General features: G+C 45.1%; 22 protein-coding genes and 1 riboswitch. Of the genes, 2 read left to right on the top strand and 20 right to left on the bottom strand.

The window, feature by feature from the left end:
• Window positions 1-509 precede the first annotated feature (509 nt).
• Window positions 510-1,643, bottom strand: a complete 1,134-nt coding sequence (gene metX / locus EDD73_RS13415) for a homoserine O-acetyltransferase MetX (RefSeq protein WP_131920755.1) — start codon at window positions 1,641-1,643, stop codon at window positions 510-512.
• A gap of 91 nt (window positions 1,644-1,734) precedes the next feature.
• Window positions 1,735-1,864: riboswitch (SAM riboswitch) on the bottom strand.
• A 290-nt stretch (window positions 1,865-2,154) separates the two neighbouring features.
• On the opposite strand from metX, the gene EDD73_RS13410 reads away from it, so the two are divergent.
• On the top strand, window positions 2,155-2,448 hold the full coding sequence (locus EDD73_RS13410; protein WP_131920753.1) for a hypothetical protein: 294 nt from the start codon (window positions 2,155-2,157) through the stop codon (window positions 2,446-2,448).
• Between the two features lie 91 nt (window positions 2,449-2,539).
• On the opposite strand, the gene EDD73_RS13405 is transcribed toward EDD73_RS13410, so the two are convergent.
• The 12 genes from EDD73_RS13405 to EDD73_RS13350 form a co-directional block, all read right to left on the bottom strand.
• A complete protein-coding gene (locus tag EDD73_RS13405) occupies window positions 2,540-2,947 on the bottom strand; it encodes a polysaccharide biosynthesis C-terminal domain-containing protein (RefSeq protein WP_131920751.1) in 408 nt (135 codons plus the stop codon).
• Window positions 2,948-3,042: 95 nt separating this feature from the next.
• Window positions 3,043-4,398: a UDP-glucose dehydrogenase family protein gene (locus tag EDD73_RS13400; RefSeq protein WP_131920749.1), complete on the bottom strand. Its 1,356-nt coding sequence runs from the start codon at window positions 4,396-4,398 to the stop codon at window positions 3,043-3,045.
• Between the two features lie 13 nt (window positions 4,399-4,411).
• Window positions 4,412-5,482 (bottom strand): NAD-dependent epimerase/dehydratase family protein, encoded by a 1,071-nt coding sequence (locus tag EDD73_RS13395; protein ID WP_207668894.1) that lies wholly within the window; start codon window positions 5,480-5,482, stop codon window positions 4,412-4,414.
• Between the two features lie 2 nt (window positions 5,483-5,484).
• Window positions 5,485-6,438, bottom strand: coding sequence for an NAD-dependent epimerase/dehydratase family protein (locus EDD73_RS13390; RefSeq protein ID WP_131920747.1), 954 nt, complete (start codon window positions 6,436-6,438; stop codon window positions 5,485-5,487).
• 45 nt (window positions 6,439-6,483) lie between these two features.
• Window positions 6,484-7,248 (bottom strand): sugar phosphate nucleotidyltransferase, encoded by a 765-nt coding sequence (locus tag EDD73_RS13385; RefSeq protein WP_131920745.1) that lies wholly within the window; start codon window positions 7,246-7,248, stop codon window positions 6,484-6,486.
• A gap of 85 nt (window positions 7,249-7,333) precedes the next feature.
• Window positions 7,334-9,001 carry a hypothetical protein gene (locus tag EDD73_RS13380; RefSeq protein WP_131920743.1) on the bottom strand — a complete coding sequence of 556 codons (1,668 nt, stop codon included), beginning with the start codon at window positions 8,999-9,001 and terminating at the stop codon, window positions 7,334-7,336.
• Window positions 9,002-9,442: 441 nt separating this feature from the next.
• Window positions 9,443-10,564: a CaiB/BaiF CoA transferase family protein gene (locus EDD73_RS13375; RefSeq protein ID WP_165876524.1), complete on the bottom strand. Its 1,122-nt coding sequence runs from the start codon at window positions 10,562-10,564 to the stop codon at window positions 9,443-9,445.
• 125 nt (window positions 10,565-10,689) lie between these two features.
• A complete protein-coding gene (locus tag EDD73_RS13370) occupies window positions 10,690-12,378 on the bottom strand; it encodes a methyl-accepting chemotaxis protein (RefSeq protein ID WP_131920738.1) in 1,689 nt (562 codons plus the stop codon).
• A 68-nt stretch (window positions 12,379-12,446) separates the two neighbouring features.
• Window positions 12,447-13,655 (bottom strand): PP2C family protein-serine/threonine phosphatase, encoded by a 1,209-nt coding sequence (locus tag EDD73_RS13365; protein ID WP_165876523.1) that lies wholly within the window; start codon window positions 13,653-13,655, stop codon window positions 12,447-12,449.
• Between the two features lie 35 nt (window positions 13,656-13,690).
• Entirely contained in the window at window positions 13,691-14,128 is a 438-nt protein-coding gene (locus EDD73_RS13360; RefSeq protein ID WP_131920733.1) for an ATP-binding protein, read from the bottom strand.
• A 43-nt stretch (window positions 14,129-14,171) separates the two neighbouring features.
• A complete protein-coding gene (locus tag EDD73_RS13355; protein ID WP_131920731.1) occupies window positions 14,172-14,561 on the bottom strand; it encodes an STAS domain-containing protein in 390 nt (129 codons plus the stop codon).
• A 94-nt stretch (window positions 14,562-14,655) separates the two neighbouring features.
• The gene (locus EDD73_RS13350; protein ID WP_131920729.1) at window positions 14,656-14,880 is read right to left on the bottom strand and encodes a hypothetical protein; all 225 of its coding nucleotides are present in this window, start codon (window positions 14,878-14,880) and stop codon (window positions 14,656-14,658) included.
• A gap of 73 nt (window positions 14,881-14,953) precedes the next feature.
• Between EDD73_RS13350 and EDD73_RS13345 the strand changes: the two genes are divergently transcribed.
• On the top strand, window positions 14,954-15,853 hold the full coding sequence (locus EDD73_RS13345; protein WP_243116932.1) for a hypothetical protein: 900 nt from the start codon (window positions 14,954-14,956) through the stop codon (window positions 15,851-15,853).
• Between the two features lie 17 nt (window positions 15,854-15,870).
• On the opposite strand, the gene EDD73_RS13340 is transcribed toward EDD73_RS13345, so the two are convergent.
• From EDD73_RS13340 to EDD73_RS14965, 7 genes are all read right to left on the bottom strand, one after another.
• Window positions 15,871-16,599 carry a hypothetical protein gene (locus tag EDD73_RS13340; RefSeq protein ID WP_131920727.1) on the bottom strand — a complete coding sequence of 243 codons (729 nt, stop codon included), beginning with the start codon at window positions 16,597-16,599 and terminating at the stop codon, window positions 15,871-15,873.
• A gap of 297 nt (window positions 16,600-16,896) precedes the next feature.
• Window positions 16,897-17,355: a hypothetical protein gene (locus tag EDD73_RS13335; RefSeq protein ID WP_131920725.1), complete on the bottom strand. Its 459-nt coding sequence runs from the start codon at window positions 17,353-17,355 to the stop codon at window positions 16,897-16,899.
• A 384-nt stretch (window positions 17,356-17,739) separates the two neighbouring features.
• Window positions 17,740-19,005 carry a hypothetical protein gene (locus tag EDD73_RS13330; protein ID WP_207668893.1) on the bottom strand — a complete coding sequence of 422 codons (1,266 nt, stop codon included), beginning with the start codon at window positions 19,003-19,005 and terminating at the stop codon, window positions 17,740-17,742.
• Between the two features lie 15 nt (window positions 19,006-19,020).
• Window positions 19,021-19,143 carry a hypothetical protein gene (locus EDD73_RS15495; RefSeq protein ID WP_264672940.1) on the bottom strand — a complete coding sequence of 41 codons (123 nt, stop codon included), beginning with the start codon at window positions 19,141-19,143 and terminating at the stop codon, window positions 19,021-19,023.
• Between the two features lie 52 nt (window positions 19,144-19,195).
• Entirely contained in the window at window positions 19,196-19,705 is a 510-nt protein-coding gene (locus EDD73_RS13325; RefSeq protein ID WP_207668892.1) for a hypothetical protein, read from the bottom strand.
• Window positions 19,706-19,938: 233 nt separating this feature from the next.
• On the bottom strand, window positions 19,939-21,690 hold the full coding sequence (locus EDD73_RS13320) for a YcdB/YcdC domain-containing protein (protein ID WP_131920723.1): 1,752 nt from the start codon (window positions 21,688-21,690) through the stop codon (window positions 19,939-19,941).
• A 396-nt stretch (window positions 21,691-22,086) separates the two neighbouring features.
• Window positions 22,087-22,538: hypothetical protein (locus tag EDD73_RS14965; protein WP_165876522.1), on the bottom strand; the 452-nt coding region annotated here is incomplete at its 5' end.

Raw genomic sequence — 22,538 nt, 5'->3', positions numbered from 1 at the left:
AGTGTTCGAGTCAAGCTCGTTTACTTACTAACTGGAATAAATGAATTAAAGGTTATCACGCTTTTTCCAACTGTTTGATTTTCAAGGACCAAGTTCGCGCCGTTTTGCGTAACCAGTTTTACCTGTTTTCGCGGCACAAGAGGTATCTTATCACGTTTTACTTTTTGAATCAACCGGTATTTTTAAGCAATTATTCATCTTGCCAAAACACCTTATGAAAACTGAAATCACATGTTGTTTGTGCAGTTCCACAAAGTAAACCGTCCGATGTACAATCTTGTAACCGCTTTGCAGCGGCGACAGTTATGTATTTTATCAGGCCAGCCACGACTTAGCAAGAGGTCATTTCAACCAATTGTTCAAGTTTCACAACAAATCAGCAGAAAGCAAGGGAATCAATCAACAACCTCTTCTGTTGCTCCATCGCACGAAGTGCCACTTATCCATCGCACGAAGTGCCGTAATCGAGCAAAAAGCCCAGATCCATCAAGGATCCAGGCTCACAATTACTACGGGCACCCACGTTCCGCCGCCAGCCTTTGCACAAACGACGCCACCACCGGGCGCATCCGCTCAAACTCGATCAAAAAGGCATCATGACCATGAGGGCTCGCTAACTCCCAATAATCAGCACGGCCACCTAAGCGCCCCATTTCCTCAGCCATTTCAATCATATAAGACGGCGGGTATAGCCAATCCGAATCAACACCGATAAACAACGTGTGCGCCTGAATCCGCGCTAGGGCCGCTTGCATCCCACCACGTCCATGGCCGATATCACACAAGTCCATCGCTTTGCACAGATACAAGTATGTATTGGCATCAAAGCGCTTCACCAGCTTTTCACCCTGGTAATGCAGATAGTTTTCGATCTCAAAGCGGTTTTCCATCCGGTAGTACACGTCCGGTCGCATATCCATAATGCGCCGTCCAAATCGCTCCGTAAACACATGATCGCTGCGGTAAGTTACCATGCCCAACATGCGCGCAATTGCCAACCCGACCGCCGGGCCTTTGCCCGGTTCATAGTTTCCTTGCTGCCACGCCGGATCAAGCATGATCGTCTGGCGCATGATCTCATTAAAAGCGATGTTCATGGCACTCATCCGCCCGCAAGTGGCGATCGGCAACAGCCCGTCGACCAGTTCCGGGTACGTCACGCCCCACTCCATCACCTGCATACCGCCCATGGAACCACCGGCCACCAGCAAGAGACGATCAATGCCCAAGTGGGCGATCAACTCCCGCTGCACGCGGACCATGTCTCGTACCGTATATACAGGAAAGCGCATACCGTACGGCCGCCCGGTGGCCGGATCAATGCTGGATGGTCCCGTAGTTCCTTGACAGCCGCCAAGCACATTGGAGCAAATGATAAAAAACCGGTTCGTATCAAAAGGCTTGCCTGGACCGATTAATTCATCCCACCACCCCGGCACCTTATCGCTGGGATGGTGACGACCGGCAGCATGCTGCTCACCAGTCAAGGCATGGGCGATCAAGATGGCATTGCTGCGCGCTTCGTTGAGCCGTCCATACGTCTCATAGGTGACCGTGATTGGCCCGAGCCGTTGACCGGACTCCAACACAAACAGTTCCGGCGGCGTCGCAAACGTAAAGGTCTTCGGTTGTACCCAGTTCATAATCTACCTCCCGTAAGGAAACCGTCTTTGGCAATCGTCACACAAAATAAAGCCCCTCTCAAACAGAAAGAGGGGCGTAGATGCTGATCACCTCTCATCTGCCAGGACACCAACACGTGTCCTGAAGGAATTGGCACCATGACCTCGGCTGCTTTACAGCAGCATGAGGACGGGTTGCCGGGTTTCATCGGGCCCTTTCCCTCCACCTCTCTGGATGAGTATTTAACCACGGTCACGGAACTGTGGTATTTGTCTCGCTTATTATAGCGGATTTGCAACGATAGCGGAAGAGAAGATTACGATTTCTTAACATCTCTCTTTTTGCTACGCCTTTTTGCTTTCGTATGCTTCATTCGATTCTTTTCTCACGTCCGACCAGGGTATCATGATGCTTGGCTTTTTCTTTTTTATTGTCCGATCCCGTCTTTTCAAGAACCTGCATCAGTGGTATGCTATGCAATGTGTGCTGCTTCTTTTTGGCAGTAATGGTCGATTAAGGAGTGTTTGAAAATTGGTAAATGAAAAATTCCAAAACTTGATGCCGAAAAAGCTTAGTATTATAAAAGACGAGCTACAGCACTTTTCGAGTTTAGACAAATTAGACCATCTTGAAATGAAAATGAATGACCGCTTTGACCAACTCATTGCAATGGTTTCCCAAAAATTCGATGCCATTGATGTAGGGATGCCAAAAAAGCAAGATCTATTTTCAGCACAGCCTGACCGTAGCACCGTTTTATTAAAACTGTCCTATAAGGTCATTACCCATGAGGTTGAAATCCAGCAAATTTGCCGGGCAAAGTAATGCCTATTACATAGATTCAGGGAATAAAAAAAACACGGTTAACCAGAAAAAGCCCCGATCACATTGGCGATCGGGGCTTTTCGCATCGCATTTATTCCAAAATGTTCACTGCAAAGGTATCAGTATCAAGTCGGTTGTATTCCTTTGACGACAGGGCCAGGATAATTAGCGGTTGGTCTCCTTCATTTTTGAAACCGTGTACTACATAAGGCGGAACCTTCATTACCAAGTTATCGCTTGCTGAAATAGATCTTTCTTCCTTTTCCCCTGTGGTTAAATTCTGTAGCGCCACCTTTGCAATTCCGCTGACAACTGTGAAAAATTCAATTGTTTTTTTGTGATAATGATTACCCCTGACACTTTCTTTTTCCGAATAGAGCACGTAAACCTCTTCGATGTGTTCATTTTCGTGGAGTTGGCTTTTCATTACGATTTTTTTAAGGCTTCCACGCTTATCTTCAAAAGGTTGAATCGACAAGAATTCAAAACCTTTTTCCATGATCAAAGATTTCCTTTCTATAATTCACACCTCACCGTTTAGGCACTGTCGTTTAGGCCTCGCCGTTTAGGACTGTTGTTCACGAAGCCTCGTCGTTAGGCGAGGCCTACACCCAAATACTGTACGCCTGCTGCCTCGAGGACATTCTTATCAAAAATTCTGCGGCCATCGGCGACGACCGGAGTTTTCATTAATTTCACAAATTCATCGGGAGCGATCTTGGCAAAATCCGCCCACGAAGTCACCAGGATCACCGCATCGGCATCTTGAAGCGCCTGTTGATAATCATCGGCGTACAGGAGCATCCCATTCTCGCCAACTACTTTTTTGGTATTTTCAATCGCGATCGGATCGACAGCATACACCTGGGCTTGACGGTTTAAAAGTTCTCGGATGATGATCAGGCTGGGAGACTCGCGAATGTCATCGGTATCCGGTTTAAACGCAAGGCCCAATAAGGCGATTTTTTTGTTGGCTAAGGTTCCCAACGTTGCTTCCAGTCGTTCCACGATCCTGACCGGTTGGGTTTCATTGATATCCAACGTCGTTTGAATCATCCGCGGAGCATATCCTAAATCCTCACTGAAAGAAGCCAATGCTTTTACGTCTTTGGGGAAGCAACTTCCGCCGAAGCCACAGCCCGCTCGTAAATAACTGATCATTTCAGGGTTGATCAATTGGTTCCCGATGACTGGGTTGAACCTTTTGTCTAAGGTAACCCCTTCTAACACGTCTTTGACATCTACACTTCCAACGTTTTCGCAGATCAGGGCAATCTCGTTGGAATAGGAGATGAGCGTGGCCAGAAGCGCATTGGCCGTATACTTAATCATTTCTGCCGTTCGTAAATTTACTTTAATGATCGGTGCATCAAAAATACCGTCATACACCTTTTTCATGACTTCAAAACTTTGTTGATCATAAGCGCCGAGGACAATTCTGTCGGGGTACATAAAGTCTTCTACGGCTTTGCCTTCACGCAGGAATTCAGGATTCATGGCCAATCCGAATTCGCCTGCCCGTTTCCCGGACGAAGCTTCCAGCACCTGTCTTACCAAGGTGTCTGTGGTGGTAGGAACAACGGTGCTCTTGACACAAACCACATGATATTGTGCTTTTTCCTTCAAGATCTCGCCGATTTCTCGTGCTGAATTTTCAATATACGTCAGATCGATTTTCCCATTGCCAAAAGGGGTGCCTACGGCGATGAGCGAGATATCCGTATTCATCACGGCACTTCTTAGATCGGTCGAAGCGATAAAGGTTCCTTTCGCGATGACCTCTTTTAACAGTTCCTCCAGGCCCGGTTCAAAAATCGGCGTTTCCTGACGATTGATTTGATCGATGATTTCGGTTCGTTTGTCGATACAGGTGACCTGGTGGCCCCTTGCCGCTAAACACACGCCCGATACAAGGCCCACGTATCCGGTTCCAATGATTGAAATTTTCATCGGCCACAAACTCCTATAGATTGTAAATTTGTTTGTACCATGCCAATAACCGTCCCAGCCCCTCGTCGAGGTTGACTTTCGGAGCGTAGCCTAATAACGCTTTTGATTTGGTCAGGTCGGGGCATCTCCGCTGGGGATTATCGGTAAGATAATTCGCTTCATCACTTTGCCGATATTCGATTTCTACCCCGCCTACGATACGGGCGATACGTTGTGCCAGGCCTTGCATCGAAATCTCCACTTCATCGTTACCGATATTGAACGCTTCACCGTGATGATCCGATAACAGCGCTAACAAAAAGCCCTTGATGGCATCGCTGATATAACAAAAGCTGCGGGTCGGGCTTCCGTTGCTTAAAATGGATATTTTCTTCTTGTACAGTGCATCGTTGAAAAAGTCCGGTATGACTCTTTTGTCATCAATCTTCAGTCCCGGACCGTACACATTAAAGGGTCGGGCTACTTTAACGGGTAACCCGTGTTGCTGATGATAATTCACACACAACGTTTCGCCAAGCCTTTTGGATTCATCATAACAAGCCCTGGGACCCGTACAGGAAACGTTGCCATTGTAGCTTTCCGGCGTGGGAATGTATTCCGGTGACGGGTTGCCGTAGATTTCACTCGTGGAAAAGAACAAAAAGCTTTTGACCTTTTGGCTTTTTCCTAAATCCAGTAGATTTTTAAGCCCCCACACATTCGTCTCGATCGTCTCGATGGGATACTGGCGATAGAAGGTCGGCGATGCGATACTGGCGGCATGAACGATATAATCAACGTCACGGGAAATCGTCAGCGGTTTCGCAATATCTTGATTAATGATTTCAAAGTTTTGATTGGCCGTAAGGTGACTGATCCGGTCCGGCGCTGCCGATATATAATTCTCTACACAGATAACGTGGCAAGGCTTCGTAAATACGTTTTGATTGCAATAGTCGATCACATCCAGAAAATAGCCACCGAGAAAACCGCCACCGCCACTGATGAGCCACGTGGAGCCTTCTGCTTTTTTTAACTCCTGAACCAGATCATTGCTGATCGCTTTGACATCTTCTTGAATAACGTTGCTTTCTTTCAGCAACACGTTCACCTACCTGTTCCGATAAATTTATTTTTGTTGGCTTGATACCAGCGAACCGTTCTGGCAATCCCTTCGGTAAGGTCGACCTTCGGTTGCCATGCAAGGGCATTTCTGATCTTCGATGTGTCCGGTTGCTGTTTCCAAACTTCATTTTTTCGATAAGCCAATGCCCCGTATTGGGGACGTTGGCTTATCCCCATTTCCTTGTAGATCATATCTACATAAACTTTTAATTTACGGACTTCACCGCTGCCAATATTAAAGATCTCATTTTTTACGCTTTCATTTTGGGCAGCTAAAATAAACCCATCCATGATATTTTCAATATAGCAATAATCGCGATATTGCTCACAGGGTGTTAAATGAACCTCTTTGCCTTCCAGAATCGATAGAATAATATAGGGAAAGAATTTATGGGTGCCTTCTTTTTCGCCAAAGATCCCAAAGGGCCGCAGCGTAACAATGTCGATATGATGCTCGGCGGCGATCTGATGAGCAATGATTGTCGCTGACGCTTTGGTGCTTCCGTAAATACTGTCCGGTTCTAAGTGAGCATCTTCCCGGATGATTTCCTGCTTATCACCGTATTCCATACAAGTGCCTACGTTAATGAATTTCTTGCAACCCGTACTTTTGGTAGCATTGATCATGTTCATGGTGCCGATGATATTGGTGTTCGCCGCCGTCAGGTATTCTTTTTGTCGGGAATCAACACCATAAGCGCCAACATGGAAAATAAAATCCGGTTTCGTTTGTTTTATGCAGTTTTCCACGGCAGAAAAATCGCGTAAATCCACCTTGTGAATATCAATATCCGCTTTGATTTCATCGAGTCGCCATACATCGGATGATTCCCTCACGGAAACAGCTACCTGGGCATTTTCTTGTACCAGTCTCCGCGCAAGATGAGCACCGATGAAACCGTTCGCTCCGGTAACAAGAACTTTCTGATTCTTCAATCAATTTAACCTCCGCTGTGTCCGATTTGTTCCCAAGACACACCCCTACACCCAGGGCCGGATGTTTTGATTCCATAACTCGTTGATGGCCTGAAGATCTTTCACTGAATCAACAGACTGCCAAAACCCCGCGTGCTGGTATACGGCTAATTCTTGATCTTGAACGAGGCGTCTGAGCGGCTCTTCTTCCCACACGCAGCGGTCATCGTCGCTGATATAATCAAAGACTTTTTTATTAAGTACAAAAAAGCCCGCATTGATCCATCCCTCAAGGATGGGCTTCTCTTGAAAATCCACGGCAATATCATTCTGCAGTTTCATGATCCCGTAGCCCGATCGTGCTCGGCTCCCGGTCACGGTCGCAATTTTTCCTTTTTCTTGGTGAAAGCGGAGTAGATCATCCAGATTGATATCAGAAACAGCATCGCCGTAGGTCAACATAAAATTATCTTCATCGATGAATGGCTGGATTTTTTTTATTCTTCCACCGGTCATCGTTTCCTGGCCTGTATCGGCGAAGATGATATCCCATTCTTCGGCCGGATGAAAAATCTCAATGTCTTTCGCATTGTTTTCTCTCTTTAATCGAAAGGTATGGTTTTTCCAGTCCATATTCATAAAATATTCTTTGATGGCATCTCCACGATAGCCCAAGCACAAAACAAATTGTTTGATTCCGAACTTTTTGTAAATGTTCATGATATGCCAAACTAACGGCATTTCCCCCACCTTGACGAGGGGCTTACAAATATAGTCGGAACCACTGCTCATGCGTAACCCTTTGCCACCACACAAAATTACTGCCTTCATGTTTGACTTGTTTCGCTCCTGTCTTTTCAATTTATTTGATGTTCATGGCTTCTTGCACTGCTGACCTGTTTTGGGGAAAAATCACTTATTCAGTTACGCTTGTGGTTGAATCCCCCGGAATTCCGGAACTCTCCATAATTTTAATGTTGGAAAAAAGCTGCGGCACTTGATCCAGGTACTTTTGATCGAGCCAGCGTTCTTCTTCTACCGTATGAAAACACCAGTCGATACATTGTTTTTTCCATTGATATAAGCACTGAAACGCTACTTGATCTCTTGTAAAACCGATGAATCCGGCATCATAAAGGCCATATTTTTTTTCTTCGTCCGCTAAGATATTGCGCTTATACAGCACAACCGAATGCGTTTTTAATTCATTCGATAATAATTGGGGATCACAGAGAAAAAGCGGATTTGCTTCAGCGTACACAGGATTAATCTCGGTATACACAGGATCAGCTCCGGTATACGCAGAATCCGCTTCGATATACATAATGGAAGCTACATTGTAATTATTTTTTAAGATATATAAAATCAATGACGATTTTACCGTCCGGCGATACTCATCGCTTGTTCGCGTATCTTTAATGCTTAAAAGCTGCTTTCCTTCAATATTTTTCAATTGGATTAGGAAAACATTATCATCTCCTAATGTTTGCAATCCGGAATAGGATGCATCATCCATACAACAAACCCACAGTTGAAAATTCGATGTTTTCTTTTTTAGCGAGCGATAGATGGCGAATCCTTGGGCCAGATTTTCTTCGCTTATTATTGTACAAATATTGATTTTGTCTTGATTGGCCGAGGAGTTCGCTTGGAGATTCAAATAATTTCTTATATGGTTGTTGTTTGTTGGTTTGACTTGACCAAGATTTGCATCAATCGCTCGGATTTTATTGATCATATTGTTGGCAGCATAAAGATAGGGAGGATAAATCAAACGAATTACTTCATCCCTTGAATTCATCACGTAGTTGCATATATCGAAGACATTGCCGTCATAATATTTGAATCCGTAAAAATGAAAGTAAATTATTTTTTCGTCATCAACAAATATAGCATCGTCTATCTTATTAACTACGCTTTCTTTTAATCGATAATTTATGATATACGGTGTAAGATTGACCCCCATGTTTTTTATCACACCAACATTTTGGAACCTTTCCGGCCAATCATTTACATATACTTGGTCACTCCACAGTCCATTTTCCCATTTATCAAAACACCATTCGATCAGCTTCTTTCGAAACCAAACCATGGATTCCATCGCATGAGCGTCTCTTTTGAAACCCATAAATCCGGTATTAAAGAAGCCATTCGTTTCCCCCAAGATCTTGTGCTCTTCCAACCAATGCTCACCGGTCAGCATAATCGAGTATTGACCCCATTCTGTGAATATCGGTTCGGGATCGGCAAAGAAGTAGGTGTCTCCGTCGAGCCATACGAGATGATCAATCTCATAATGCTTAAACAGGTATAAAAATGTCGATCCTTTGGATGTCCAGATATACTCCTTGACGTTACGAGTATTTTTTACGGCAAGCAATTCACCGTCGTCTTCCTCGATACTCTGCATACTGATCAAGACAGCGTGGGCTAAGTTCATTTTCTCAAACAGTTTTTTCACATCTTCATCTAGACAGATGATGAAAAATTGAAATTCTTTATCGTGTTTCTCTATCGATTCATATAGCAACAGCCCTTTATAAGCATATTCCTTACTAAAAGTCGAGCAGTAGTAATGTCTCACTGACAAAACTCCTTTTGCCTAAATTCTACACTGTGAGAGTTTAAGCGCCTTCTAGACTCGAAATCGGTTGAGCCCTTTGGGGCCGCCTGTTAGGATACATTGACCATGACTGTGACGTTCTCCCTCCTTAATGATTTTGGATTCCATTTGTATCGGTCGCGTAATCCCTATGAAGTTTTTGACCTACCTTGCTATACGCTATGAAAATAAATGGGTAATGTTACCATCAACTCAAAACACCGGAACAGGCGCATCATTCCCCATCAAGTACTTCCCCCGCCCCTGTAAAAGGCGATTGTACCTGCTTGGCTGTATCGTTCTGTATCGTTATAACAAATAAGCAATCAACGCAAAGCCCCCGGATCCAGTTAAGGATCCGGGGGTTTTGCCATACAAATATTTCCTTCATTCACACAATCTAAGCGGCACGGTAACTTTTGATTATGCCAACCACTCCGCCAGCACTTCTTCCGTATGTTCACCCTTCCGCGGCGACGGCCGCTCCAGCGCACAGGGCGTCTTCGAAAAATGAAAGGGAATCCCCGCTTCCACTATCGCTCCTTCCGTCGGGTGTACACGATGGATCACCATGCTGCGCGCCTTCAACTGCGGATCGGCGATCACTTCGGCCAGGTCCTGCACCGGATCACAGCACACGTCGTACCCGCGCAGAGTCTCCACCCACTCAGCCTGCGTCTTCTGGGTAAAAAGCGCGATCAATTCTTCCGTTAGCTGCTCATCGGTGAACGCTTCGCCCGTCTCGGCAGCCAGATCGGGTCGTCCCACTGCCTTACAGAACCCTTGCCAGAACTTCTCTTCCAGCGACCCCAAGACCATATAGCGCTCATCTTTGGTCTTATAGGCTCGGTACCGAGGCATCCCGCCGGTGATCTCCTCACGAACCCGCCCCAAGGCACTGAATTCGCTTAGATTCAGGCCCATCAGCGCCACAATGCTGTCGAGCATGGCCAGATCCACTAGCTGCCCTTCGCCGGTCTTCGTCCGGTGATGAACGGCCGCCAAGATCCCCAGTGCCCCCAGCATGCCGCTGACCAGATCGGCCATGGGAATCGCCGAGATGGACAAATCCTGCTGCTTATTCGGTTGCCCCAACCCCAGCAAGCCTGCCAACGCCAAGATGTTCAAATCATGACAGGATCGGTCGCGATACGGTCCATTTTGACCATACCCGGAAATCGAACAGTAGATGATCGCCGGATTGATCGCTGCCATCTTTTTATAGCCCACGCCGATGCGATCGGCCACGCCGGGGCGAAAGCCTTCCACGATGATATCGCTTTTGGCCGCCAGCGCTTCAAACTTCCGCAAATCGTCCGGGTTTTTAAAATCAAGCACCATACTCCGCTTATTGCGATTGAGCGCAATAAACATGGGACTTTGTTCATTGATCGGCGGAAAAAGCGTGCGTAAATAATCACCCTGCGCCGGCTCCTCCACCTTAACTACATCGGCCCCCAGATCGGCCAGTAACATGGTGCAAAACGGTCCTGGTGCCAACCGTGAAATATCAAGAACTCTCAGCCCTGTCAACGGTCCTGCCATCTCTTGTTCCATCCCTTTCTGAATCCCTACCTAGCTTTTCTCGTTCAATCAAAGGTAGGTTTTATGAATCTTGGATTTATTCGCTTTACGATTCGCTTTTCCCAGTAACTCGGCATAAAAAACAATCAAACCTGAAAGCGTCCCATATTATCCTTGAGCGTTTTCGCCAGATCAGCTAACTGCTCCGCACTGGCCGTAACCTCTTCCACCGTCGCTAACTGCTCCTGCGACGACGCAGCAACTTCTTCTGAGGATGCTGCGGCATCGCTAATCGTCGTGGAAATTTGCTTGATCGCGCTGAGGACTTCTTCCGTTGACTTTTCAATCTGTTGAAAAAGTACCTGTACCTGCTCAATATCCGCTTCAGTCCGATCGACACGCGTGACGATTTGCTTCAGCGCTTCCCCGCCTTGTCCGATCAGGTTTACTTGTTGCCGTATCGCCGCAAGGTTCGTTTCCATCGTTCGTACCGTCACGGAAGTTTCCGACTGTACTAACTGAATTAACCGCGTAATCCGCTCCGCCGCTCCTCGGGACTGCTCCGCCAATTTGCGCACTTCATCGGCGACAATCGCAAAACCACGCCCCTGTTCGCCGGCCCGTGCTGCCTCAATGGAAGCGTTAAGGGCCAGCAGATTCGTCTGCTCCGCAAGTTCGGTGATTATGGTCACCGTATCGCCGATATCGTTCGAACGTTGCGCCAGCTTTTGAATCGAATCCGTGGCAAATTCAACCGTATGGGTGACCAGATTGAGGTGAGTAATCGAAGACTGAATCGCTTGCTGACCCTTATGTGCCTCAGCCGCTGTGATTTTCGCTTCTTCCAGCGTACGCGCGACTTCGGTTTGGCTCGCCCGAACCTCTCCGCCGGTGGAATTCATCTTCTCCAGAATCAATGTCACATGATGAGACTGACGAGTTGCACCATCGGCAACTTGCCCAATTGTTTCCGTCACATCGGCTGTCGCCGCTCCTGTCTGCCGCGCCGCTTCCCGCAATTGTTCCGCTACCGAAGCAACGCTCACCGCATCCTTCAGCGCCGCTGCCACCATCTCTCGGAGTTTACTCAGAAAAAGGTTGACAGCCTGGGCCAACTCACCGATTTCATCCTTGCTAGCCACATTGATCTGTTGCGTAAGATCACCACCTCGTTCAGCCAAATTTTGCAATTCCCGTTTGAGTAAAAGTACCGGTGCAATGACCATCTTACGCAAGAGCAAAAATACCCCGATCGCCACGACGAGGAACCCGCCGAACAGGCCCATGGTCATTGCCGATCGTGCGGTAATCATGGTCGCCAGTTCCTCTCCCTTGGCCCTAAACTGCTGGTTTACCTTTGCTTCCATTGCAAAATATTGATCCTTGAATTGTCGCCAGACCGGCGTCTCCCGCTCACGCAACAGGGTTTCTGCTGCTATTCGATCCTGCGCAACTAGAGCGATGATTTTTTCTTGTAGCTGAATATCTTCCGCCGTCAGTTTTTCCGCTTCCGCCAGTTCCACCTGAATCCCATAGGTAACTGCATCGGCACGTAGTTGATCGAACGCCAGCAGGTTATCCTTACAGGCCTTCGCAAAATTATCTTGCGCTTTCTGATCCTTTGGATTAATGATGAGATTACGCACAGCTTGACCTCGTTGCAATCCCTGGGCATAAGTTTCTTTGACATGAGAATAATAGGCCACATCCCGTTGGACAAACCCTTGAAACTGACCATTGACTTGGTGTAAAGTGACAACGACAATAAAAATCGCCGTCATCGCAACGACCGTTAACACTGCCAAAAACGCAAGAATTTTTGTTCCAAGGCGCATATCATTTTCCTCCCTGCTCCCCTTGTCACCAGGGCATCCTTCCCTGTTACCCCATCCAATTACAGCGATCACGGGCCTGGAATATTCATCGCTATCAACGAGATGTCATCGGTGATCCGCTGCCGAACCCGTATCGGTTCCATGATATAATCCACAAAATCGTCAGCCGAGCGCTCCTCATGCAATACTCGTGCTAAAACCTTGGCCGTTTCCTGATAGGATTGACCGCAATAATCAACCAGTCCATCGGTATATAATAAAATTTTTGCTGAGTGCTGATAATGCAATACCAGTGGCGGTGTATGGATATAACGGTCCGTCCCTAAGGGTGCCCCACGCCGCACCACAGGTACCGCCGGCATCATGCCGACAGGCGGACAAGAACTCTCCAACAACACGGGTTCACCATCATCAATCAAGCAGATACCCGGCGGATGACCGGCACTGACACAGGTGATCTGCCGTTTCTCAAGATCAACAAATAAACAAACTGCCGTAAGGTAGTACGACGTGCCTGTTCGCTTGCGGTAGAGTTGTACCATATGGCGGTTCAATTCTTGGATCACTTCCCCGGGATCCCGTGAATAGGTCATAATCCCTGCTAAAAGAGAACGAATGGACATGCAGACCAAAGCTGATGGAATCCCGTGGCCCATAACGTCGACCAAAATCACCCCGTAGCAAAGGGGACTCACTTGTACCCAATAATACAAGTCCCCTGTCAACTTCTCTGAATAAAGAGCGGCCCCCGTAATAGCTATTTCCGGATTGCACAATGGTCCTGGCATCAACCCCTCTTGCAATCGACGAGCTAAATGTAACTGTTGTTGAATTTCCATCTCCCGTCTTATACGACGGTCCATTTCTTTTTTTAATCGTAATGCGACTCTCAATCGTGCCTGAAGCACAACTGCCTCCACCGGTTTGACAATGTAATCCACAGCACCACCGTCTAACGCTTCCTGGATATACTCCCGCCGGTCTTCCGCAGTAACCATGATCACCGGCAAAAAGCGCAATTGCTCATCCTGCTGAAGACAACGACACATTTCAATTCCGCTCATTCCCGGCATCAACATATCCATCAAAATTAAATCCACGGGCTCCGGTTTTTGACCTTTTTGATCACCGGAAGCAATCAAGCCCAGAAATCCCAATGCCTCTTCCGCAGACGATGCTGTGGAAATATGAGCATAGCCCGCCCGATTCAATATCTTCGTTATCAAACAACGAAAGACTTTATCGTCATCGACAACCAAAATATGTGATTTTTTCATCATGATTCACCTTAATGATTTACCTTTGGCCCCGTTCATTTTTCCTTTTGATCGTAGACGCGCATGCTGACAATCACTTCCTCATTACACTGACGGATATCCAGTTCGTCGACCATATGACGAATCAATAACAGACCGCGTCCGTGCGACTTCCAGAGAACATCAAAAAAACTATTCGTAGTTAACCAATCGTTCAGTTGCGCAGCTTTAGCGGTTGCACGGTTTTTCACTTCAACGACGATACTGTCATTCTCCCGTTGTAACCGTACGCTTACCATTCGGTCTTGCTCGCACGCAGCATGCTGCACAGCCTCCACCGCATTGATCACCGCCTCGTGGATTGCAAAAACCAACGACGGTGTGTGCGCAAAATCCACACGCGCCAGAACCGTTGTACAGACTGCATCGACCAAATCGATCATCAACGGCACCGCTTCCATGCAGATATGTACATCCAATCTCGGCTCGCTCAAGCCATGCCCCCCCTTGCGCCGGACCTCCAATAAGCGTTCCAAACTAATAGTCAGCGACAGTGATCGACGGGGTAAACTGGCTCCGCAGCACTTCCGCTGCCTCTTCTACACTTCCTGTCAGAGGAAAGATCAAATCAAGCTTGGCAATCAAGAAAAGATCCCGCACAGCACCGTTAGGAATATACACAGCCATGCTTGCCCCACGGCGGTGAACTTCCCGGGCCAGAAAAACCATCACCCCGAGTCCTGTGCTGTCAACCCGTTCTAATCCCTTGGCATCAACGACATATCCCTTGGCGTTTTCAAGCTTGCTTTCTAATAAAGCAACGACTTGTTCGGTATTGCCATAAACAAATCGTCCCTGCAAGATCAAGCATTGGTATTCTCCTATCCAACGCGTATCAATACGAAAGTTTTCCCCGATTTTCCCCATCTTAAAAACCGCCCCTCTTTGTAATTGTCTCCATAAGCAAGAGCTCCCTATTATCGTAGGGGATTTTCACCTTTTTTACAAGTTCAAAAGAGGGTTAAGCGATGACGAAAGACATTGATGAGCGAAAATTCAATTTTCGCTCATCAAGCTCAAAGACGACAAACCACATCGCAACTCGATATTTTGAAGTAGTGCGTCGGTCTATCATTCCCGGAACAGTGATTACGTCGTTTTCGATGTTGTATTTTACAGGATCGAGAAACTCTCTCCATTGATACAATGCGATGTCTATCGCTAACAAGATGTTCTGTAATCTCAAGTGACAACCTCCTAATCCTTGACGATATCGATTCATAACAAAGCCCTACACAGGAAAGGGGAGCCTTTTGTATATGAAACAAAAGTCCGGCACCGGCTTTCTTCATCGAAGAATCCTCTCCCTCTCATTTTTTGCCCTTACACTCATTTTCCTTGGCGGATACTATTTCACTGACCTACCATTATCGTCATTACCTCCATCGCCCATCGTCAACAACCTTGCTGAATTCCCTGCGAATCTGTCAACGGAAGAGCAAGCACACCTTGAAAAAGCGATTCATGATGCCATTAAAGAACACAGGAAAATGTATCCTCCCGGCGAACACCTTGCCGAAGGGCATATCATCCTCGGCATGACACAAGAAGATCGCACCGTCACCCTCTATAGCGTCGCCAGTGGTGGTTACTTTGGATTTGAAAATGGCATTTTCACAAAAATCAATGGCTCCGGTGTCATTCCCACGGTCATGTCCTTTGAAAAAGATGCTCAGGATAACTATCGTCTTATAAGCTACAAGGAGCCGATGGATGGCGCAGGTTATGCTAGTTCCATCAAAGCGATGTTTCCACAACAACTCCGTGATGCTCTGATTCATGACGAAACGGCTTCTTCCGACCTAGTCCGCCAGGAAGAGGCTCAAGCGCGAGAATACCTTCAAAGCATCGGGAGAATCGCCCCCGTTCAAATCAATGCTGTAGAGAAACAACTTGCTTTCATTCCCGTAGATGCTTCCAACAAGCTCTTCAGCGAATACAGCAAGGACGACGCTTTTCTGAACAACTGCCCCTATTGGCTGGGCACACGAGAATCACTTGAGGATGGTTATCGCTACATCTATGAAACGTCTCAAGGTAAAACAGACGATGGCTACGATCAGATCACTTTTCGAAAAAAGCAACCGGATCATACCATCGTGAAAGAAAAAGTCTACAAGATCGTTGGCCCCGCGCCTGTACTTGTAAGTGAACGATAGGCCTGAAAAATTCGATGTTAACCGCCAAACCGAGAAAAAACGACTTCACCAACTACCCCAATAAAAACCCATATCGAAACTAAGCCCCATTTTTTTCTTTTCGAATACGTATGATTAGTTAACTTCTCAAGGATAGTTATAAAGGCCCAGTCTATAAAGCCATCGAAAACTAGTAAAAGCAAAATCATAACCGATGAAAAGTTAGGGTCAGACAATCTTGAACTATGTTTTGCTTCAGATATTGTCCGATCCTTCGGTTCAAATGAGTCTATAGTTATACTGTTGTTATTTATTTTAGGGTATATTTGGACAACATCACCGTTCGGTCGTCTTATGTAAGCAGTTCCAGCACTGAAGACAAAATCGTTTTCTAAACCACCTGAATTTACGTACCATTCAATACATGCAAGGTCAGCAAATAATCCAGGCACATCCGTATTTTCCGATAATATTTTCAAATTCTTATAATCGCCGTAATCCGCCTTAAAGATACCTAATCCATTAATGTAATACCCCGACGACTCTTTAATGGACATTACACAAAAATCACCAACTGATGGTGTTATTTGGTCCTGACCCCATCCATATTTGAAGTTATCGGACAAAAGTAAAGTATCCGATTTCACGCTTCCGTTTAGTACCTTCAAAACATCTACAACAAATTTATCGTTATTCTTATCTTTCAAAACGCCTACTATAAAAGCATCTTGATCTTGATTAAAAGTCACTCCATTTGCATGTAACATTCGAAAAAGAATATCAGCTGCATTAGCGTAATTTGACAATATTAAAGATGATAAAAGCCAGATGAATAAAACATACTTTTTAACACAAATACACCTCCCAATAAATTTACTGTATGCTCGATGAAGTTGACACATTTCGGTCGTAGTGGCCCTATTGAAAAAGTCAATAACGATTGAAGGTGGAACAGTAACAAACGTGGGCCGATAGTAGACGCCTACGGGCTTTGGAAGAGTTAAAGAGTGAGGAAATAGTTAAAGCCAGGATGAGATGTCTGTCCTGGCCTTGTTTCGTCTTCATCATAAGGGGAGATTTTTTATATCCACTTTTAAAACATACGACGAGTCTCCGTCTTTCCAAAGTCCTTTTATTTCGAATATGTACAATCCTTCTTTCTCTGGAACAGTGATTGTATCGTTTTCGATATTGTATTTTACGAAATTAAAAGGATCATCGATCCATTGATACACGGAAATGTCATTCGGCGGATCGCTGAAGCTGATTTTTAACTTTGCACCCGGTTTAAGAATCACAGCCTCCATATTTTTAGCGATTATCGTTGGCGATGGGTAATCGGCTTGAACATGATTCCATCCATATGACCCTTGCGCTACCGGAATAACGTTACCTTCGTACGTGATCACTGGCCTTGGCGGAGTTGTTTTTTGGTTTATCGATGATTCCGTTAAAGAGTTACATCCAATAATAAAAACAATCAATGTGATTACCATCGCTAACGAGATGTTCTGTAATCGCAAGAGACACCCTCCTCTGCATATTACGGTCTGTGGGAGCCACCATTCCGTCAGTAACTGAGCCAGGTCTCCGGGAGAAATAAGCCACCTTTCCGGAACCATAGATCCAAACAAACACACAACTAAACTAACACTGCCTAACTGCCGCACTCCGTTCACGACTGATGGCAGTCAATGGGCCTCGAAGCAACGCGTAGAGGCGGGCGAAGCCCCTTGCCATTGACGGACGGCAGACGAGAACGGACAATCCGATAGGCAGTGTTTGTGTCTGATTGAGGTATGGCCCCTGGTCCGGAAGGGTGGCTCAAAATTACTGGAACTGTGGCTCTCATATTCCGGAATAGGTGCTCATTTTACTCCGGAGTATTCACCTCCTCAGACTCTATATTACAATTCACTTAATTCAACAACTTCCCCATTAGAGGTTTTCACTGCATGGTGACAATCTAACTTTCCACACATAACATAGTAGCCTTGCTCAAAATCATATACATAATATGGTGTCAACTTAATTAAGTTTTTAAGTTTCTCAAATGCTTCCTCTTTCGTAACCTTTATTTCATTGGCCTCTTTTAATTCTTGATAGATTTCTAAAAAAGGCTCATTATCCATGTAATTCAACACTTCATAAGTCTTCGAGTCAATGAATAGCTTCATTTTTCTATTAAATACACATTCTTTCTGTTCCTTTACCTTGAATGTTGCATGGATGTATCCCATATCTCGATGGAGTGACTTTAATACCCATTTTCCTGAATCATCAGCATATTCTTGACTTAAAAAATTTTGTATGGCAATGATACACTTATCAATTTCTTCCTCTGTGATTGGTTGCAAATCAGGATGTGGTTCCCGTCGAAATGCTTGTTCAACTGTGATATTCTCAACGAAAAATATTTCTTTCATGTGAAAATGTTTTTGAATTTGATGATCCCACTCTATCACTTTGTCCATTTTCAAACGAGATTTATCATCTACAAAGAACTCAAATGGCAATGTGGAACAATCATTTTTTATATAAATTTCTTCTATTGCAAAAGCAGAAACGAGCTTCTTTTGTTCCATGACTGGAAATTCAATCAGCTTTAACTGTTCCTTTGCTAACTTTTCTATCTGTTCTAATGAAAGTACATAAGCTTCTTTAATAATGAATTCTTTTGAAGGAAATTGTCCGCTAACGGAAAACAAAGTAAGTTTCCCATCCTTATCAAGATTCAACTCAATAGAACCAGAAGGAGATACAGCAATAGCATCTATGCATTCTTTGAAATGAAGCTCTCCTTCTTCTTCCTTCAAGAGCTCAAACTGCTTTCTATAGGTCAATCCTGTGTCCTTTTCGATCCGCTTGATGATTTTATCCTGATTACTCAAGTCAAACGTCATTCCATCAGCATAAGATATTCCTCCAACGAAAATCACGCTTTTGAACTTTCTTGAATGGATGTCTATTTCGATAATAGCTACACCTTCAGGATTAAGATCTTGATCATTCCAGTTTTTAATATGATTCGGAAACCATTCCATGACAAGCATATAAACAGTATCATTAAAAATCGTAGTATTGCGGTGAATGCTCCAACTATGTAGATAATATTTTGTCAACCTGTACTTTTCTCTTGTAAAATCAACTAAATCTTTAATTCTCTTATCCATCTCAAACACCTTATATTACTGTTTCAACAGTTCTTTAATGTCCTCAAGCTGGTTGGATATTTTGCGTAGCTGAAGAGGCAGATAAAAAATGACCGTAAAGAGAGCAAAAAATGCGGCTATGGACAGAAGTATTTCCATGGTTCGTCCTCCTAGAGTAAGATTAATTATCTACTTCCACTTACAGGAATCCTCATCCCACGACACCTGATAATTTTCTCTCAAACACGACACAGTTGCATATACTATCATTCCCAACTTGCCACGTATATACTTTTTTGATCAATTCTAATGATATTCTCTCATATTCACAAATGATTGGCTTGATATATTGCTTATCGCCAAGCCAAATTGACCATAGCTCTAAATGTTGCCCTTCCTTTATGTTTTCCTTTAGATATTCTAACAATTGTTTGCCTCTATGCTCTCTATATCTGAAATAAACCGAATAAATAAAAGGCTTTTTTGTATACCATCTCACGTCATTTTCAAAATCCGTTTCTTTTTTAATTACCAGTTCATCTAAGTCATTTTCATCATCGACAATCGTCACTTCACTATCTTTATCCATGCGTTCCCAAGGAACTAGTTCATGTGGTTTTATCCCCAAAGCAATTGCTTCTCTTACAGTAATAAATCTTTTCTTTGTATTATCAATCTCAGGTATTTCGTAGTCCGTTGCGATAAAGGAATATGCGGTCATATATTCACTTCTTTTTGTATTTCAGATATCGTCTCGAAAATCATAAATATCATTCGGCACATTTAGTTCATGTCCATAGGCGGAGTAGACGCCTAACGGGACGCCTACGGGGTTTGGAAGAGTTAAAAAGTAAGGAAATAGTTAAAGCCAGGATGAGATGTCTGTCCTGGCTTTGTTGCGTTTATCCGGCGAAGTATACACTGACATATACGCCGATAACCGTTGCTTGCACGTTACTTGACTTGAAACGCTTCCCCTGTGATAGCATCGATGCCTAAAATAGGTTGAGCAGGCGAAATCATGTAACGAAGGTGCGCTTGTGGGGAACGCTGACCATAGAATTCGGGCCACTCATAGATCAATTGTGGCGGCTGAACCTTTTGTAAGAATAGCTGTTTTGCCTTATCCAGAGAAATCGCTTTTGATGGATCGGGGCGGTCTGTTAGTTCCGGCGATTGATGGGAGAAGGCCTGAACAGTTCCCGTCTCCCCGTCGATCATAACGGAAATGTTACTCCAATCCTGAACACCCTGGTGCCTACGGTTTACTGAATAATTGTAATCGATGTTTGCATTTGCGATCCCTTGAGGAAGTCTCGCGCGATCGACCCATTCAGGAGGCTCTATCGGCAGGTATTGTTGTACATCTACCTGATGTTCACCTTTTCCAAATACCATCGACAGAAACTTGATGAGTTGGCTTCGTGCTTGCGCCGCCGTGATCCTCTGCTCTCGCTTGTCATCGATGCCATTTTTCATGACATAAAAATTGGTCACTTTACCCGTTTCGCTGTCTACCATAAGGCTTATCTGTATGTTCGCATCGGCTGCATGAGTGTCTTGGAGATCGCCTACACCGGCTCCAGCCGAATTCCCTTTCGACCCGCTATACAAGATTTGCTTTTTTGTCGATGCGTCGTCAGGTATGGCTTGAACACTTATCTCCAGGTTATCCGAGTTAAGATGAGCCACCTCTTTCATCCAGTTGCGGGCGTCCTTTTGATCGCGAATGACCCAATTATCAGCGCCTTGGAAACGAATTGTCTCTCTTGGAGGACTCGATGATGGTACCGGTTCCCCTGTTTTGGCGTCAATGAGGAAAAAGTCAACCCCATAGACAAGCTTAGCTTTTGTCGTTTGCGAGAAGGCAGTGCTGAAATCGGCGGGCATGTAGGTGAGGCGAAGTTGTAGCCATCGATCGGTGAGCGCGCTGACTTCCTCTGCCGTCTTTATTCCCTCCGGAAAAGGAAAGCAAGTTTCATCGATGATTACTGGATCATTGTTGTAGGCGTTGATGACGCGCCCATTTGCATCCACATCGATGGTCCATCCGCTGTTTAGTAACGGAATCCCATTGATCAGTCGTTGAAACTGCACGGTCCGGAAGTAATACTTCCGTTCATTTCCCTGGCCATCACCCGATCCTGTGTAGGATGTGATATCGCCCCCGCTGAGGCGGTACTTGTCAAACTGTTCGCCGCAGAGCAACCGCAAAAAGGAACTTGCTTGCCGGTTGGCTAATGCTTTGGAAGGGTAGTTGTCACTTTTCCAGCTCTCATCATGCCAGTTGAAGCGGATCAGGTTCCCTCTCTCACCGTCAAAAGTCGCTGTCGCAAAGATGTTGTTCGTCCCGTCTGCCCCGTTTAAGGTGATATTCCAAAGAGACTTGTGTCCAGCGGGATCCGCATACCCGTTTGTGCCGTCCAATAGCTCCAACTGTTTGCTTGTGACCCTCATTCGCGCGAGATCCCGGTTAAACGTCATCAATGTACGCAAGATCCTGTCGCTGCCGGTGACGACTTCCGGGTACGGTTGATTTTCGTATGATGCTGGCGATGGTTCTGCGTCGGGATTCATGGCCACAACTACCGTAGCATCGGCCGCATCAGCACAACCACTGCCCCCCTCCAACGGCGCAGTAACGATCGCTGGAGTCAGCATAAAAACCGCCACGATTGAGGTAAGCGTCTTTCGGATTCCATTCATGGATCTTCACCCCTTATTTCTTTGGAATATTTAAAAAATTTTGCATTGCTTTAACTTCAACAAATTCTTTTATTTTCCTTCTTGCTTTTTTGCGATAGATAGCGACAGGTACCCTCGCTGACTACGCTTTTTACCCTGCTGACGCTGTTAACTGCCTAAAAAAGAAAAACCGGAGATTCACCCGGTGAAGTGGGATGAAGTCCGGCAATTCTTAAGGGCCATCGTGGGCACCGCTATTACGTTGCTTTCCTACTGGAGTTACAGTTAATTCTTTATTTATTTTTTATTCAATTCTTGACTTAACATTCAAGCCTAATCCAAAGATAGCACAACGAATGTGCTTGTCAATACATTCGTTATTATGAATCTAATTGATGTTTGCTATTCCGTAATATCTTAATCAGTTACTTTCAGTTTGAAATTATAACCGACACTATTATCTCCCTTTCCCCAATCTACTTCGATGAAGAAAAAATATAGTCCTGGGGTCTTTGGTACTACGAAACCACTTTTACTCATTGGATAATCCTCAACCGAAGTTAACTCGCAATCAGAATATTTAACAATAGACAAATGATATCTAGGAATATCTAAGTTTTTTACAATGTCTGCTTCTACATCTACTTGTGAACCGGATTTGACTTCTGCCGGTTCTAATGCCATTACTTCATTGACGCTGTCGCCACCACCAAAACAGGTATTCCCAACCTTGCCACCCGGCACGCCTGTATAATTGGCACTGCCTCGAAGCCACTTAGAGTCCGTCCAGGAACCCAATGGAACCAAGTATGGTATCCGTTGAAACCGTGTTTTTTCCAAATTAATCAAGAAAATAGCCGCAAACCGTA

Origin of the sequence: Heliophilum fasciatum (assembly GCF_004341395.1) — a bacterium.
GTDB classification, from domain to species: Bacteria; Bacillota; Desulfitobacteriia; order Heliobacteriales; family Heliobacteriaceae; genus Heliophilum; species Heliophilum fasciatum.
Note: the sequence above shows the minus strand (reverse complement) of the source record. Positions and strands in the feature narration are given on the sequence as shown.